Consider the following 16,414-nt stretch of genomic DNA (forward strand, 5'->3'; position numbering starts at 1 on the left):
GCTAGCCTGTCCGCCAGTTCTGTCGCGTGGCCTCTTGCGCCAGTTGCACCCGCGAACTGATACCCAGCTTGTTGTAGACATGGGTGAGATGGCTTTGCACGGTGCGCGGCGAGACGAAAAGCCGAGTCGCGATCTCCTTATTGGCCAGTCCTTCGCTGACCAGACGCACTACGTCGCGTTCAGCGGGCGTCAACGCACCCCAACCACTTGCCGGGCGCCTGCGTTCACCATGTCCGCGACGGACGTACGCGATCGATTCACACGTGGACATTGCCGAGCCTTCGGCCCATGCGGTTTGAAAGTCGTTGTCGCCCAATGCTTCACGGACCGCGTCGACGCCCCTTGCGTATCCGTCGTCGTAGCTCTTGAACCTGACCGCACCAGTTACTTTGCGGACCGCGTCGGCCGCACCAAAGAGCCGTGCCGCTTCACGGTGAACGCCAGAGTCACTGGAAAGTCCCGCAAGGCATTCCAGGGCGTCCGCGGTGATCAGGTGCGCATCCGTTGCCGCGGCCACGGCCAGCGCGTCACGGGCATCGCGCTCCGCCAGTTCGCGCTGACCCTCGGCGGCGGCAACCCGAGCACGGGACGACAGCGCCACAGCCGTATGGCAGCCGACCGACACGGACACGGCATCATCGGCCCACCGGCGCGCCGCGACGATGTCCCCGTTCGCCAGCGCCACATCGACTATCGGGTTGATCGCGACCATCCTCAGCCCACCAACTGCGCGGAATTGCTCGGCAGCGCTGGTGCCGGCCGTCACCGCGGCCGCGACATCACCGGCCGCCAGGTGTGCGGTCGCCAACGGCGCATTGCAGAGGGCTTCCCACAGGCCGCCGAGTTCGGACGTGGCAGTCAATGCGGCGTGCGCCGCCGCTTGCGCGGCTTCCGATTCCCCCATCCACGCCAAAGTGTGGGCGCGGTGGGCATGGCAGGCGGCCAGCATGGTCACGCTGTGGTTCGCGTCGCCCTCTGCCAGTAGTTCATTGAAGAGGGCGATCGCCACCGCCAGTTCGCCGCGCATGAACCGTGCCGTGGCCAACCCCCAGTAGCGACACATCCACGAGACCAGCCGATCGCCGATCTCGTCGGCCAGGTCGCGTCCCTCCTCCCCGAACCTGATCGCGGCGCGCAGATCTCCGTCGTGTATCGCGACATAGGCCTGCCACCAAAGGATCTGGCTCAATTGCCATTTGTCGTCGCGTTCGCGGGCCAGTCCCTCCGCCTCGTCGAGGTAGGGGTGAGCCACCTCGGCTTGAAAAGCGCCAGTGCTTCCGCACGCGATGAGGGATCGAATCAACAGACCGACGTCACCGACCTCACGGGCGATCGCCAGCGCCCGCTCCGGGAACTCCATACCCATTGGGGTGCCGACCGCCGCGCTGGTGACCGCCTGGTCGGCAAGCGCCCGCGCGTACACCGCAGGTGTCACGTCCGCGGGCGGCTTTGAAGGGTCAGATAGCACCGCGCTGATCCAGGACAGGGATTCCTGTACGCGTCCGCTGCTCATCCACAGCCGCTGCAGACTGCACGCCAGGCGCAATGCCCCCTCGCTGTCGCCGAGGCCGCAGTTCCACGTGAATACGGCTCGCAGATTGTCGATTTCGATATCCGCCTGCTCGACGTGCCGTTGACGTTCCGAGGTCGGCTGGTCGACGAGGTCCGCCAGCTGTGTGTAGTGGTCTCGGTGCCGCACGCGCACCGCATCGGATTCGCCGCTGTCACCGAGCTTTTCCAATGCGTACTGGCGAACGGTCTCCAGCAACCGGTATCGCGTTGCACCGCTGGCATTTTCGGCGATCACCAACGACTTGTCGACGAGTAATGTCAGCTCGTCGAGCACTTGGTGGGCGTGCACGTAATCGCCATCGGCAGCAACGGCCTCGGCCGCGTCGAGATGAAAGCCCCCGCGAAAGACGGCCAACCGGCGGAAGATAACCCGTTCGACGTCGGTGAGCAGCGCGTGCGACCAGTCCACCGAGGCACGCAGTGTCTGTTGACGTCGCACCGCACCCCGCACGCCCCCGGTCAGAATTCGGAACCGGTCATGCAGGCCGGCGAGGATGTCGGGGATCGACAGTGCCCGTACCCGCGCCGCGGCCAGCTCTATCGCCAGCGGCATGCCGTCAAGGCGGCGACAGATTTCCGTCACGGTGGCGGCGTTGTCGTTGGTGATTGCGAATTCCGGCCTCACCAGACGCGCACGGTCGGTGAACAGCTCAACCGCCTCGTCGGTGATCGACAACGACGACACCCGCCAGATCGCTTCTCCTGCCATGCCGATCGGCTCACGGCTGGTCGCCAGCACCGTTACGGCGGGGCAGGCTGCGAGCATGGCCGCGACGAGTTCGGCAGTCGCATCCAGGAGGTGCTCGCAGTTGTCCAGGATCAGCAGCATCGGCCGGTCGGCGATGAAACGCAGCAGAGAGTCGGTCGCGGAGCGCCCTGGCACATCGGGCAGGCCGAGTGCGCGCGCGGCGGTCGTCGGCAAGAGGTCGGGTTCGGTGATCGGTGCCAGGTCGACATAGTGCGCGCCGTCCCGGAATTCCGTGGCTATGGCGGCTGCGACCTGTACCGCAAGGCGGGTCTTGCCCGAACCGCCTGCGCCGGTCAACGTGACAAGCCGGTTCTTGGCGACGATGCGCGACAATTCCGCTATTTGAGCCGTGCGACCAACGAAGCTCGTCAGCTGCGTTGGCAGCCCGTGTGAGACCGCGGCGGGCAACCGCAACGGTGGGAATTGGTTGTTCAGGTCAGGGTGACACAGCTGGATGATCCGGTCGGGGCGTCGAAGATCTCGCAGTTGATGGGTACCGAGCGTAACCAGCCACGCGCCAGGTGGCAGATAGTCGGCGACGATCTCCTCGGTCGCGCCGGACAGCACCGTCTGGCCGCCGTGTGCCACATCTCGCAGACGTGCGGTTCTGTTGATCGTCGGCCCGAAATAGTTCCCTTCGTCGCGAAGCTGGACCTCGCCGGTGTGCAGACCGATCCGCAGTTTGATCGGCGCCAAGGGCGCCATCTGCAGGTCGAGCGCGCATGCCACCGCGTCACTGCCACGATCGAACGCGATGACCAGGCTGTCGCCTTCGCCCTGCTCGACCGGTCGCACGCCATGATGCGCAGCAACGATCTTGGCGAGTAAGCAATCGAGTCGTGCGACAGCTTTCTTCATTTCCTGGGGCTGCGCTTCCCACAGTTGGGTGGAGCCCTGGATATCAGCGAGCAGGAGCGTAACCGTGCCAGTCGGTAGCTCGCTCACGCCCAAATCGCTCTCGTTCACCGGTGGCGTGCCCGCCCCTCGGTCGATCTCGCTCATGTTAGCCAGCATCGCCGGTCGTCACGTCCACAACATCAGCGAAACCGCGCACATTGCGTTTGCCGTCGCCCCGGGTCTCCGACCCTGCCCCGATTTTTTTGCGCCTTCTGGCCGATGGTGGTGAACCGCCGGCAGCTCATCATCGAATCGAGGCACAACGAGAGAGGCTGGGCCATGAAGATCCCGTCGATGACACCGCCGGTCGGCTTGATCAGCGCGGTGCAGCGCAGCCGCCACCATCTGTTGCGGCTTCACTCCGCGCTTGTCCCCGCACAGGTCGCGATGACAGAGCTCATCATCGGGGCCAGTGTGGCCCAGGCCATGTCCGTGGCCGCCGAACTGCGCATCGCCGACGCACTTGCCGACGGGCCACTCGGGCTGGACGAGTTGGCGCAGAGGGTCGGCGCCGACCCGGACGCGTTGGGCCGGTTGCTTCGGTTGCTGATCAGCCGGGGCGTCTTCCGCCACCGCGACGGCCGCTACGAACTGACGGCGCTGGCGCGCACCCTGCGGTGGGATGCTCCGCACTCAATGGCCGCGTTCGCCCGCTTCGAAGGTTCGCTTCAACACCGGGAGCATTGGAGCCACTGCATCGATGCGGTCCGTACCGGTGAGGCAGTCGTTCCCAAGCTGCGTGGCATGGAAGCCTTCGATTGGATCGAGACCGACAGCGAAATCAGTGACGTGTTCAACGCGGCAATGACGAACATCTCCGAGTTGGCCGCCGAAGCGGTGACCGGGGCTTACGACTTCGCCGGCTATCGCACCATCGTCGACGTCGCCGGCGGGCATGGGCGGCTGCTGGCCGGCATTCTGTTAGCGACCCCCACCGCGACAGGCGTTCTCTTCGACCTGCCGCATGTGGCCGCAGGCGCCGGCCCACTGTTGCGCAAACACGGCGTGGCCGAACGCGTGCGAATCGCCGAAGGTTCGTTCTTTGACGGAGTTCCCCATGGCGGGGACCTCTATGTGCTGAAGAACATCATCCACGACTGGCCCGACGACAAGGCACGCCAGATTCTCAAGACGCTGCGCGCGGCGATGGGCACGGGGACGACCGTCGCTCTGATCGAGTGCGTGATACCGCCGCACGATCGCGACTTTCTCGCCAAGACGATGGACCTGGAGATGCTGATCTACAACGCGGGCCGGGAACGCACCGCTGCGCAGTATCAGAACCTCTTGCAGCAGGCAGGTTTTCGGATGACTCGTGTCGTGCCGACGGCGTCGCCGCTCAGCATCGTGGAGGCGACTGCCGCCTAGGCTTTCGGCGGGGCGCCGTGGAAGACGGCTTCGACGTTGTTGCCGTCCGGGTCGCGGACGAACGCGCCGAAGTAGCCCGGGTGGTACTCCGGCCACAGTCGCGGCTCATGCAGTGATTCGGCGCCGGTCTCGAGCGCCGCGTCGTAGAACGCCCTGACCGCGTCGGCGTCGTTGGCCTGGAATGCGACATGGTTCTCGCGGTTCGGGCCCGACGCGTCGCCTGCGCTCATATCGGCGATCCAGAAATCCGGCTTGCCGTCCTTGCCGTAACCGATCGCGACCTGGAAGTCCATCTGCCTGCTGTAGCCCAGCACGCCGAGGACCTTGTCGTAGAACGCCTTCGATTTGTCCCAGTCCGCACAGTTGATCCCAAGGTGGTCAATCACGGGCTCATCCAAGCATGGCGCACCGACGGCAGGCCGAGATTCATTGGGCTTGCCCGTCTTCCTGGTGGCCAAGGTGGTAGCCGAGGCGCAACTCGTAATCGCCTGCCTGATTGCGCCCGGCAGCCAGTGCAGCAGGGAGTCGCCGCTTCGACCCCGGCCAACTGAACGAGTCGAAGTAGATGTCGGAGGACGACTTGATGTCGTCTGCGGAGGGCAACGTGTGCCGGTTGATCTGTTGCTTGACGGCCGCGATGGACTCTTTGTCGAACGCCGCGATCCGCCGCGCCAGCGAGTCAACCAACTCGTCGAGCTCGCCGTCTTCGACGGCGCGGTTCACCCAGCCGTACCGTTCGGCCAGCTCACCCGGATAGTCGTCACTGGTCAACGCCACTTCCAAGGCTCGCGCCCGGCCCAGCAGGAGGGGCAAATGCTCCAGCCCGCCGCCGCCGGGGAGGTTTCCGTTCGCGGTTTCCGGCTGACCGAGCAGAGCACGCCTGCTGGCGAAGCGCATGTCCATCGCCTGGGTGAACTCGTTGCCCACGCCGCGCAGCCGACCTCGAATCTTGGCGATCGACACCACGGGCATGCGGGACAGCCGGATGTTGATGTCGATGACCAGCGGATAGCCGGTCACGCCAAGCTCTTTGGGCGTCTCGGCCACCCGTGAGGTGTCGTAGTGATTCAAGAAATAGTCGGGGTTGGCCGACTCGAACACCGCCACCCGCAACTCGGACGACGCTTCCATCTGGTCGATCAGCTGCGGCAACTCCGTGAGCATCTCAGGGGTGACCAGATTGATCGGCGGGTTGTCGAACGTGACCCGCCACAGTCGGTCGGTCTCGGCGGTCACCGAAAAATGGGTCCAGTGGTTCACAGGTTGATCCTGGCATCGGACACCGACCCAGCCGTAGATTCGGTTGATGACGTACGAGTTGATCATCCGCAACGGCACCATCGTCGACGGCCTCGGCGGACAGCCATATGTCGGAGACGTCGCGATTTCCGACGGCGTGATCGCCGCGGTCGGCGAGGTGGACGGGTCAGGGACGCGGGAGATCGATGCGACGGGGCTGCTCGTCACCCCGGGCTTCATCGATCTGCACACGCACTACGACGGACAGGCCATCTGGTCGGACCGGATGACGCCGTCGTCGGCACACGGCGTCACGACCGCGGTGATGGGCAATTGCGGCGTCGGCTTCGCGCCGTGCCGGACCGAGGACCACGAGGTGCTCGTGGACGTGATGGCGGGCGTGGAGGACATCCCAGGCGTCGTGATGGTTGACGGCCTGCCGTGGGATTGGGAGACGTTCCCGCAGTATTTGGATGCACTGGACGCCCGGCAGCGGGACATCGACGTCGCGGCGTATCTGCCGCACTCACCGCTGCGGGTATACGTGATGGGTCGGCGCGGCGCCGACCGCGAGCCAGCAACCGATGACGATCTGAAGCGGATGCGGGAGCTGGCGCGCGAAGCCATCGAGGTCGGCGCGCTGGGGTTCGCGTCGTCGCGGTTCTCGTTTCACAAGACCGCCAGTGGCGAGTTGATCCCGACATACGACGCCGCGCAGGCCGAGATCGACGCGATCGCATCCGGTGTCGCCGAGGGTGGCGGCGGCCTGATCCAATTCGTCCCCGACATCGCCGCGGGCGGTTATGCCAATGTGCTGCAACAGGTTTTCGAGGCTGCGCAGGACAATGGGCTGCCGGTCACGTTCACGCTCGCGACCGGCAATGCAGGCGACCCGATCTGGCCCGACGCGATCACGCTGATCGAGAAGTACAACTCCATCGGCAATCCGGACACCACGATCACCGCGCAAATGTTCCCGCGCCCAATCGGTTTGGTGATCGGACTGGAGCTGACCGGCAATCCGTTCGTGTTCTATCCCTCCTATCAGGAGATCGCCGATCTACCGCTGGCCGAGCGCGTCGCCGAGATGCGCAAACCAGAAGTGCGGGCTCGCATTCTGGCCGACAAGCCAGCCGAGGGCGGCCATCCGCTGCTGTATCTGGCGCAGGCGTGGAACTGGATCTTCCCGCTGACCGAGAACCCCGACTACGAGCCGGATCCGTCGACGTCCATTGCGGCGCGAGCGGCGGCTCGTGGCGTCAGCCCGATGGAGGAAGCCTACGATCGGCTGCTCGACGACGACGGACACGCCATGCTGCTCGTCGCGATGGCCAACTTCGAGAACAACTCACTGGATACGGTTGGCGAGTTGATCCGACGCGACGACGTCGTGCTCGGCCTCGGTGACGGCGGCGCCCACTACGGAATGATCTGCGACGCAAGCTATCCCACGTTCCTGTTGGCACACTGGGCGCGTGACCGGGCCAAGGGCCGGCTGAATGTGCCGGATGCGGTTCGCATGATGACGTCAGTGCCTGCGCGGGTCGCCGGCTTGGCCGATCGGGGCCGAATCGCGGTGGGCTACAAGGCGGATCTGAACGTCATCGATCACGCGGCGCTGCGTCTGCACAAGCCGATCATCACCCACGACCTACCCGCCGGCGGGCGCCGTCTGGACCAGACCGCCGACGGTTACGTCGCGACGATCGTGTCCGGCAAGGTGATTGCGGAGAACGGGGTGCCGACGGCCGCCCGGCCCGGCCGACTGGTGCGTGGCCGCCAACCGGCGCCGACGGGTTAATCCCAGATGTCGGCGATCGCAGGCGCGTTCGCGGCAAGGCCTGTCTTGGCCAGCCCGTACATCTCCTCGACGGTCGACAACACGTTGTAGTGACTGATCGGCTCGCCGTATGCGCCCGGCCGGACGTGGGCGCCGTAGATCATGGTCGGAATCTGGTTGCTCGGGCCGTTGTCGTCCTCGTCCCATGTGACGATCAGCAGGCTGTTGTTGGCAACCGCCCAATTCGCGTATCGCGCAAGGTTTGTCGCCAGCCAACTGTCGGCCTGGGCGATGGTGCCGTCGTGCATGTCGTTGTCGAGATTGGGAATCACGAAGGAAACAGTCGGGAGGCTCTGGTAGTCGGTGCGGCCGTTGAAGGCGCTGAACGGTAGCGACGCTTCGGCAGGGACGTTGGTGAAGTTTGCCCACGGCACGTGTTTTCGTGCGTACTTGCCAGCCGAACACACCGCCGAACCGACCGCGGGCAGGTCTTCGGAGAAGCCCGCGAATGTATAGCCGGCAGCGAGCAGTGCCGCCGCGAGATTCGGCGCGGTGCCGGCGTTCACCGGGCAGGCGTCAGACGTCAACCCGAAGGTGCTGCCGGAAAACATCGCCAGATAGTTGGGCTCGCTGGGATGCGTCTCGGCATACGACTGCGTCATCAGCGCGCCTGCGGCGGCCAGTTGGTTCATGAACGGCGCTGACTTGTTGCCCAGCACGTTGGCGCTTGAGTGGTTTTCCTCGACCACGATCACGATGTGCGCCGGCGTCGGGATGGCTTGCGCCGCGGCCGCGGGTGCATGGCCGACGGTGGCAATCACCACTGTCGCCAGATAAGGCCAACGCCTCATGGCCGCAGTGTAGCCGGGCCTATCCTCGATACATGAGTGTGAAAGTCGATGTCGACCAGCTCGGTGACGCCCTTGCCGACTTCACCTTCGCGTATCTGATCACCGTTGGCGATGACTACCGCGCACACACCGTCGCAGTGCAGCCAGAACTGCGCGCCGGTGTGCTCGCCGTCGGGGCCATCGGCAACACCACACGTCGCAACGTCGGACGGCATTGCGACGTCACGCTCGTGTGGCCGCCCAGCCAGCCCGGTGGTTACACGCTGATCGTCGACGGTCTTGGCACGGCGGGTGAAACCCTGACCGTCAAGCCAACGCGCGCGGTGCTGCACCGCCCGGCGACACCGGAAACTCCCGCCACGAACCCGGGCTGCCTGCACGATTGCGTGCCACTCGAAGGCTGAATACCCCGCCGAGTGTGGGCTTGTGTCACGCTCTGCGGCCAAAAGGTGTGCGGGTAACCCACGTTCGGCGCCCGCGGGTGATTACGCTCAGAGCGTAGAACGTAATTGTTGTTTAACTAGTTGATTTTCTTGTCTGCTGGGTTCATGCTGACAAGCATGGTCGACACTCAGTACTCAACGGGCGTATCGCGGCAAGGCATCGAGCGTGCGCTCCTCGCGGCAGGTCTGGACCTTCGACATCTTCAGCCCGCCGACCTCGCGCCGCTCGAGGACTTCCACACCATGGGTCGCATCGCCACCCATCAGCTGGTGGGCCTGCTGGACCTATCCCGCGACGACAAGGTTCTCGACGCCGGCAGCGGCGTCGGCGGCACCGCCCGCTTCGTCGCCGACGGCCGCGGGTCTCGCGTCACCGCCGTCGACTTGACCGACGAGTACTGCGAAACGGCGCGTTGGCTCAACCGGCTCGTCGGATTGGATGACCGCATCTCGGTGCGGCAGGCAGATGTCACCGCACTACCGTTCGCCGCCAACACCTTCGACGTCGTCTTCAGCCAACACGTTCAGATGAATGTGTCCGACAAGCCACGACTCTACGCCGAAGCGCGCCGGGTATTGGTCAACGACGGGCGACTTGCGTTGTGGGACATCGTTTCTGGCGATGGACGCGAACTCGGGTATCCGCTGCCGTGGGCCGACCACCCCGCGCACAGCCACCTCGCCTCCGCCGACCAGTTGCGTGCCGCGATCGAAGACGCCGGGTTCGCCATCGACCATTGGGCCGATCTCACCGAGGACGCCGCCGCGTTGATGCAGGCACTGTTGGCATTGCCGCCCAATCCGCTTGGCCTGCATGCGTTCGTCCCCGACTTCGAGACCAAGGCCAAGAACCTGGTCGCGGCGTTGGCCGACGGTCGGCTTCGGACTATCCAAGCCATCGCGCGTGCGACCTAGCCTCAACCGTCAGAGAGGTCGAACGCGCGCTCAAACAGCTTGAGGTTCTCAGCGATGCCTTGCCGTTGCACGGCTTGCCGTATCTGCTCCCGAAGCGGCTCAGGGCATTGCTCCAGGTCGGCCTTACGGGTTCGGTGAGAGTCAAACCCCGTGAATAGTCGCGCCGCACCGAGCAACTCACTCTCGGAGTCGGTTGCGGCGGCTGCCAGCAATACATCAATCGGGTATTCCAGCAGAAGCTCTTCAGGAACTTCCTCGTGGTCGTAGTACCTGTTCCACGGTCGGGAGTCCGAACCGAACCAGGCGAAGAGCGCCCGCACCCGTCCGACGGGATCGGGCGTCGCGGCTTCTAAAAGCAGGCGAGCGGCGTCGAGGTCTGGGGCCCGCCCTCGCCCGTCGCCCAGTCGTTCCGGCCACAGCGGTAGCAGACTCGGCGGCATGGCCCGTACCCAGTTCAGCACATGTCGCTGCCGTTCGGCCATCGACTGCTCGCGTTCCTCGCATCTGTCTCGCGCATCTGGAATGCCGTAAGTCAGTAGCCAATCCGCGAAGCGCCGCGGATAAGCGAGCGTCGCGTCCCCCTTCCATACCGAAGACCATCGGATCGTGTCCCAGTCGATGACTTCCAACGTGTGCACGTGTTGTTCGCCGGTCCACAGTTCCAAGTGGTGGTCACCGATACTCATCACGTGTCCGTATACGTCAGCCTCCGCAATCCGAAGTGCGGCAACAAGTTCGGTCAGGCTTTCGGGGTCCGTGACATCCAAACGCACCACATCGAACACCCTTTCCCTGGCGTCATACCGCTCACCGTCGTATTCCTCAACGGCAAATACTTCGCGGTAGCCAATCAATCGAACTCGCGTGACCCTCTCGAACACCGCATCGAGGCTCGCCTGTGTCGGGTCCGGATCAGTCGACGACAGGTAGTCGGCGGTCATCTGATCCATGACGCCGGTTACGCGCCCGTCCTCGTCGACGAACGGGACGAAGGGCGACTGCTCATTCTCAGCCATGTCGCACTGTATCGCTCGATTGCCGAGTGTGGGCTTGTGTCACGGTCCGCCCCGAAAATGCGTGCGGGTAACCCACGTTCGCGCCGGGAAGGCACGAAAAAGCCCGGGGTGCCGAAGCACACCCGGGCCTTCTCGTAAAGGGACTTAGAAGTCCATGCCGCCCATGCCACCGGTCGGGTCGGCCGCACCAGCCGGAGCCTTCTCCGGCTTGTCGGCGACGACCGCCTCGGTGGTCAGGAACAGCGCCGCGATGGACGCCGCATTCTGCAGCGCCGAACGCGTCACCTTGACCGGGTCGGCGACGCCTGCCTTGAGCAGGTCCTCGTACTCACCGGTGGCGGCGTTCAGGCCGGTACCGGCAGCAGAGTTGCGGACCTTCTCGGCCACGACACCGGGCTCCAGGCCGCCGTTGAAGGCGATCTGCTTGAGCGGGGCCTCCAGCGCAACGCGAACGATGTTCGCGCCGGTGGCCTCGTCACCGGTGAGGTTCAGCTCCTCCAGCGCAGGCGCGGCCTGCAGCAGGGCCACGCCACCGCCGGCGACGATGCCCTCCTCGACGGCCGCCTTCGCGTTGCGAACAGCGTCCTCGATGCGGTGCTTGCGCTCCTTGAGCTCCACCTCGGTGGCAGCACCGGCCTTGATGACCGCAACACCGCCGGCCAGCTTGGCCAGGCGCTCCTGCAGCTTCTCGCGGTCGTAGTCGGAATCGCTGTTCTCGATCTCCGAGCGGATCTGCGCGACGCGGCCGGCGATGGCCTCGCTGTCGCCTGCACCCTCGACGATGGTGGTCTCGTCCTTGGTGATGACGACCTTGCGGGCCTGGCCCAGCAGTGAGACGTCGGCGTTCTCGAGCGACAGGCCGACCTCTTCGCTGATGACCTGACCACCGGTGAGGATGGCCATGTCCTGCAGCATCGCCTTGCGACGGTCACCAAAGCCCGGGGCCTTGACGGCGACGGACTTGAAGGTGCCGCGGATCTTGTTGACGACGAGCGTGGACAGCGCCTCGCCCTCGACGTCCTCGGCGATGATCAGCAGCGGCTTACCGGACTGGATGACCTTCTCCAGCAACGGAAGCAGATCCTTGACCGTCGAGATCTTCGACGAAACGAGCAGGATGTACGGATCCTCGAGGACCGCTTCCTGACGCTCGGCGTCGGTCACGAAGTAACCCGAGATGTAGCCCTTGTCGAAGCGCATGCCCTCGGTCAGCTCGAGCTGCAGGCCGAAGGTGTTGGACTCCTCGACCGTGATGACGCCCTCGTTGCCGACCTTGTCCATGGCCTCGGCGATGAGCTCGCCGATCTGGGTGTCGCCTGCCGAGATCGCGGCGGTGGCAGAGATCTGCTCCTTGGTCTCGACCTCCTTGGCCGACTTCAGCAGCGTCTCGGTGATCTTCTCGACGGCCTTCTCGATGCCGCGCTTCAGGCCGAGCGGGTTGGCCCCGGCCGCGACGTTGCGCAGACCCTCGCGAACGAGCGCCTGGGCCAGCACGGTGGCGGTGGTGGTGCCGTCGCCTGCGACGTCGTCGGTCTTTTTGGCAACTTCCTTGACCAGCTCAGCGCCGATCTTCTCGTAGGGATCCTCCAGCTCGATCTCCTTGGCGATGGAAACACCATCGTTGGTGATCGTGGGGGCGCCCCACTTCTTCTCCAGGACGACGTTGCGACCCTTGGGGCCCAACGTCACCTTTACCGCGTCGGCGAGGCTGTTCAGGCCCCGCTCGAGACCGCGACGGGCCTCTTCGTCATACGCAATTGTCTTAGCCATTGCGAAGTGTTCCTCCGGATTGGGGATGCACGTCTTATTGGTCGGGCGCAGTGCCCGCGACGGACGGCTGGGGATGTGCTCCGCGCGGGTCCCCGGCCTCACCGTCCCGACCTAGCACTCACCGGTCGCGAGTGCCAACTGCATTCTTAGCACTCGACCAGGGCGAGTGCAAGGTCACCTAGGCGGTGTTCACCCTGCGCGCAACCCGTCGAGCACCACCTCGATGAGACGATCGGCCGCCTCGGCGTTATAGGTCTGGATGGCCTGCGCCCCGACCATGAGAGCCTTCACGTCGCGCACATCGAGATCACGCCGAACCGTGCCCGCCTTTTGGCCTGCTCGCAGCAGATTCCCCAGCAGCTCGAGGAACGCGTCCTCCGCGTCGGGCACCGCGGCCTTGACGTCGACGCCCAGCCCCGCGAGCGCCTCGGCCAGACCTCGATCCGTCGCACCCCACTGCAGCACCATCGACCGCAGGAACGCGAACAGTGCGTCGCCCGGATCCGCCGCGGCCAGCAGGCGGCGGCCGTCGTCGACAATGTGGTTGATGCGGGCCTCGATCACCGCCCGGTACAGGTCCTCCTTGGTGGGGAAATGCCGGTACACCGTCCCGGCGCCGACCCCTGCTCGGCGGGCGATCTCGTCGATCGGCACGCCTAGGCCCTCTTCGGCGAAGGTCTGGTAGGCGACCTCCAGCACCCGCGCACGATTTCGCGCCGCGTCGGCACGCATCGGCCGGGCCGTTTCGGTCATCGGTCACCTCGGGAATAGATAAGCGGGGCGTGCGTTCCGTATAGTCGTCATCAAACGGAGCCTCCGCCCCGTTTAACCGATTGTAGGAGATCCCTCATGGGCAAGTGGACAACTGCCGACATTCCCGACCAGACCGGCCGCACGGCCGTCGTCACCGGCGCCAATACCGGCCTCGGCTACGAGACCGCGACCGCGCTCGCGGCGAAGGGCGCACACGTTGTGCTCGCCGTCCGCAATCTCGAGAAAGGCAAGGCCGCCGCCGACCTCATCGCACGGGCTCATCCCGGTGCCAGCGTGGCCATTCAAGAGTTGGACCTTTCGTCGCTGGATTCCGTCCGCGCCGCTGCCGATCAGCTTCGCGCCGACTACCCGTCGATCGATCTGCTGATCAACAACGCCGGCGTGATGATGCCGCCACAGGCCGTCACGAAGGACGGCTTCGAATTGCAGTTCGGTACAAATCATCTGGGCCATTTCGCGCTGACCAATCTGCTGCTCGACCGGGTCCTCGCTGCGCCGGGTTCGCGCATCGTCTCGGTCAGCAGCCAGGGCCACCGCTTCGTCAACGGCATCCGCTTCGACGATCTGCAGTGGGAGCGCGACTACAGCCGAGTCCGCGCATATGGACAGTCGAAGCTGGCCAACCTGATGTTCACCTATGAACTTCAGCGGCGCCTGCGCGGCACCGACACCATCGCCGTCGCCGCCCACCCCGGTGGCTCGCGGACCGAACTGACTCGCAACCTGCCGGCACTGGTCGCCATCACGACGCGGGTGCTCGAACCGGTGATGCAAGGCGCCGACATGGGGGCGCTGCCGTCGCTGCGCGCCGCGACCGATCCCGGGGTCATCGGCGGGCAGTACTACGGGCCCGACGGATTCGCTGAACAACGCGGCTACCCGAAGGTCGTCGCCTCGAGCGTGGCGTCGCATGACGTCGACGCACAGCGCAGGCTGTGGGCGGTGTCGGAAGAGCTGACAGCGGTGGTGTCGCCGGTCGGCTGAGCCGAGCTGACCAGGGACACAGGGGATTCCCAGCAGCAGCGGCGACAGTGAGGCGGTGACGGTTCCTGGATTGGGTCTGTTGTCGCTGTCTGGGTTCGACGACCCGGCGTGGCTGATCCTGCTGGTCGCTCCCGCGGCGCTCCTGGGGATCTATGCGGCCGCCCAGGGGCGACGCGGGCAGCGGATACGACGGTTCGCCGGCGGGGGCGCCACGCGGCCGTCGCGGTGGCGGCATCTGCCGATGGCCTTGCTGCTTGTCGCGCTCGTGCCGCTGAGCATCGCGCTGGCGCAACCCACCCGGGATGTCCGGGTGCCACGCAACCGCGCCGTCATCATGCTCGTCATCGACGTGTCGCAGTCGATGATGGCAACAGATGTGTCCCCGAACCGGCTGACCGCCGCCGAGCACGCCGCGCAGGATTTCGCCAAGCAGGTAACGCCCGGTGTGAACCTCGGGCTCATCGCGTTCGCGGGCACTCCCAACGTACTGGTCGCACCCAGCCCCGACCACCAACTCACCGTGGCTGCTCTCGACAAGTTGCGGCCCGACGACAAGACCGCCACCGGGCAGGCGATTTTCTCTGCGCTGCAATCGATTCAGACCGTCAACGCGGTGCTGAAAGGCCCGGACGACAAACCGGCGCCCGCAACCATCGTGCTGCTGTCCGACGGCAAGGAAACCGTGCCCGACAACCCGAACGCACCCGACGGCGCCTACACCGCGGCACGGGCCGCCAGACAAGCAGGTGTGACGATCTCGACCGTCTCGTTGGGAACACCTACCGGCAACGTCGAACTCAAGAACCAAACCATTCCCGTACCGGTCGACGCCGAGACGATGAACGCCATCGCGAACCTGTCCGGCGGCCAAACATCCTCCGCCGCAACCGTTGACGAGCTCGGTCGCAACTTTCACGCCGCCGAGGATCAACTGGGCTACCGGATCGAGCGCGGCCCGGCCAGCGCCGGATGGCTGCGACTGGCCGTCATCCTGGCCGCCGCCGGCGCGGTGCTCGGACTGGTGATCAACCGCCGACTGCCCACCTAATCCGGCAGCCTCCTGTTGAGTACCGCTGCCGCCGCCAGGGCAGCGATCAAGACCAACGCCCCCAACCGAATCCATGGCGCGCTGGCGTCGCCGGGAATCGTCTCGAAGCCGATGTTGCGCTGCAGAGTCGAGTACACGCTGTTGAGGGTGTCCAGGCTGTCCGCGTGGAATGCCTGTCCGCCCGAAATCTCGCTGATCTTCTGCAATGTCGAGTCGTCGACGGGCACTGGAATTTCCTGGTCGCCGAGCGTGACGGTGCCGCCGGGGGTGCCGAACGAGATCGTCGAGATTCCCACGTCCTGTTCCTTCGCGGCGTGCGCAGCAGTGAAGGCACCGCGCGGCCCATCCGGGTCGCCGGGCACGGTTTCCTTACCGTCGGATTCCAGAACAATGCGCGCAGGCGGCGGACCCTGACCACCGCCGAGTACGGCCGTGGTTGCGGCGATCGCCTGCAGCGCCGTGAAGATTCCCTCACCCGTTGCGGTTCGTTCCGCAGCCTTAAGCGTGCCGATCGCGGCCTTGACGGCTTCCCGATCGACCGTCGGCGCCATCAATAGTGTTGCGGTACCGGCGAATTCGACCAAGCCGAGGTTGATTCCCGGCGTCAGTTCGTCGACGAATCGCTTGCCGGCTTCCTTGGCGGCCGCCAACCTGTCCGGCGCGACGTCGGTCGCCACCATCGACTCTGACACGTCGATGACGAGCATCACGACCGCGCGGTTGCGCGGCACCCGCAGGTCATGTGTCGGGCCCGCCATCGCGGTGGTCAACAACGCCAGTGATGCGACGAGCAGCGCTGCGGGCAGGTGCCGCCACCGCCGTCGACGCGATTTCGCCACCGCTTGCAGCAAGTCGAGATTGGCGAACCGCATCACCCGTCGCCGCCGCGCGCGCTGTGCAACGACGTAGCCCGCGAGCATCGCCGCGATCGCGACGAAGAACAGCAGAAACCACGCGTTGGCGAACCCGGACACCGAGAGGTCCATGGCACGCCACTATGCGGGCGAGA

The 16,414-nt window shown here is 65.4% G+C and carries 14 protein-coding genes; 6 read left to right on the plus strand and 8 right to left on the minus strand.

Annotated elements, in window-relative coordinates:
- Position 1: 1 nt before the first annotated feature.
- The gene (locus tag GGC64_RS26480; RefSeq protein ID WP_192725559.1) at positions 2–3,334 is read right to left on the minus strand and encodes a LuxR family transcriptional regulator; all 3,333 of its coding nucleotides are present in this window, start codon (positions 3,332–3,334) and stop codon (positions 2–4) included.
- Between the two features lie 162 nt (positions 3,335–3,496).
- Here GGC64_RS26480 and GGC64_RS26485 point away from each other — a divergent pair, with 162 nt between their 5' ends.
- Positions 3,497–4,585 carry a methyltransferase gene (locus GGC64_RS26485; RefSeq protein ID WP_192725560.1) on the plus strand — a complete coding sequence of 363 codons (1,089 nt, stop codon included), beginning with the start codon at positions 3,497–3,499 and terminating at the stop codon, positions 4,583–4,585.
- Here the strand turns inward: GGC64_RS26485 and GGC64_RS26490 are convergent.
- Together GGC64_RS26490 and GGC64_RS26495 are read right to left on the minus strand one after the other, a co-directional pair.
- Positions 4,582–4,971 carry a VOC family protein gene (locus GGC64_RS26490; RefSeq protein ID WP_192725561.1) on the minus strand — a complete coding sequence of 130 codons (390 nt, stop codon included), beginning with the start codon at positions 4,969–4,971 and terminating at the stop codon, positions 4,582–4,584. The genes GGC64_RS26485 and GGC64_RS26490 overlap by 4 nt on opposite strands.
- 40 nt (positions 4,972–5,011) lie before the next feature.
- On the minus strand, positions 5,012–5,911 hold the full coding sequence (locus tag GGC64_RS26495) for an enoyl-CoA hydratase/isomerase family protein (RefSeq protein ID WP_225952474.1): 900 nt from the start codon (positions 5,909–5,911) through the stop codon (positions 5,012–5,014).
- Between GGC64_RS26495 and GGC64_RS26500 the strand changes: the two genes are divergently transcribed.
- Positions 5,892–7,625, plus strand: a complete 1,734-nt coding sequence (locus GGC64_RS26500) for an amidohydrolase family protein (protein WP_192725562.1) — start codon at positions 5,892–5,894, stop codon at positions 7,623–7,625. The genes GGC64_RS26495 and GGC64_RS26500 overlap by 20 nt on opposite strands.
- On the opposite strand, the gene GGC64_RS26505 is transcribed toward GGC64_RS26500, so the two are convergent.
- Entirely contained in the window at positions 7,622–8,455 is an 834-nt protein-coding gene (locus GGC64_RS26505) for an alkaline phosphatase family protein (protein ID WP_192725563.1), read from the minus strand. The two genes, GGC64_RS26500 and GGC64_RS26505, sit on opposite strands and share 4 nt — an antisense overlap.
- A gap of 32 nt (positions 8,456–8,487) precedes the next feature.
- Here GGC64_RS26505 and GGC64_RS26510 point away from each other — a divergent pair, with 32 nt between their 5' ends.
- The gene (locus tag GGC64_RS26510) at positions 8,488–8,859 is read left to right on the plus strand and encodes a pyridoxamine 5'-phosphate oxidase family protein (RefSeq protein WP_192725564.1); all 372 of its coding nucleotides are present in this window, start codon (positions 8,488–8,490) and stop codon (positions 8,857–8,859) included.
- 156 nt (positions 8,860–9,015) lie between these two features.
- On the plus strand, positions 9,016–9,813 hold the full coding sequence (locus GGC64_RS26515; RefSeq protein ID WP_225952475.1) for a class I SAM-dependent methyltransferase: 798 nt from the start codon (positions 9,016–9,018) through the stop codon (positions 9,811–9,813).
- A 2-nt stretch (positions 9,814–9,815) separates the two neighbouring features.
- On the opposite strand, the gene GGC64_RS26520 is transcribed toward GGC64_RS26515, so the two are convergent.
- From GGC64_RS26520 to GGC64_RS26530, 3 genes are all read right to left on the minus strand, one after another.
- Positions 9,816–10,829: a hypothetical protein gene (locus GGC64_RS26520; protein ID WP_192725566.1), complete on the minus strand. Its 1,014-nt coding sequence runs from the start codon at positions 10,827–10,829 to the stop codon at positions 9,816–9,818.
- 144 nt (positions 10,830–10,973) lie between these two features.
- A complete protein-coding gene (groL, locus tag GGC64_RS26525; protein WP_192725567.1) occupies positions 10,974–12,599 on the minus strand; it encodes a chaperonin GroEL in 1,626 nt (541 codons plus the stop codon).
- A 189-nt stretch (positions 12,600–12,788) separates the two neighbouring features.
- Entirely contained in the window at positions 12,789–13,352 is a 564-nt protein-coding gene (locus GGC64_RS26530) for a TetR/AcrR family transcriptional regulator (protein ID WP_192725568.1), read from the minus strand.
- Positions 13,353–13,448: 96 nt separating this feature from the next.
- Between GGC64_RS26530 and GGC64_RS26535 the strand changes: the two genes are divergently transcribed.
- Both GGC64_RS26535 and GGC64_RS26540 read left to right on the plus strand, forming a co-directional pair.
- Positions 13,449–14,357: an SDR family NAD(P)-dependent oxidoreductase gene (locus GGC64_RS26535; RefSeq protein WP_192725569.1), complete on the plus strand. Its 909-nt coding sequence runs from the start codon at positions 13,449–13,451 to the stop codon at positions 14,355–14,357.
- A 55-nt stretch (positions 14,358–14,412) separates the two neighbouring features.
- On the plus strand, positions 14,413–15,405 hold the full coding sequence (locus GGC64_RS26540; protein WP_192725570.1) for a VWA domain-containing protein: 993 nt from the start codon (positions 14,413–14,415) through the stop codon (positions 15,403–15,405).
- Here the strand turns inward: GGC64_RS26540 and GGC64_RS26545 are convergent.
- Positions 15,402–16,391 (minus strand): VWA domain-containing protein, encoded by a 990-nt coding sequence (locus tag GGC64_RS26545; protein ID WP_192725571.1) that lies wholly within the window; start codon positions 16,389–16,391, stop codon positions 15,402–15,404. The genes GGC64_RS26540 and GGC64_RS26545 overlap by 4 nt on opposite strands.
- Positions 16,392–16,414 lie beyond the last annotated feature (23 nt).

The sequence above is a fragment of the Mycobacterium sp. OAS707 genome, assembly GCF_014873705.1.
Taxonomy (GTDB): domain Bacteria; phylum Actinomycetota; class Actinomycetes; order Mycobacteriales; family Mycobacteriaceae; genus Mycobacterium.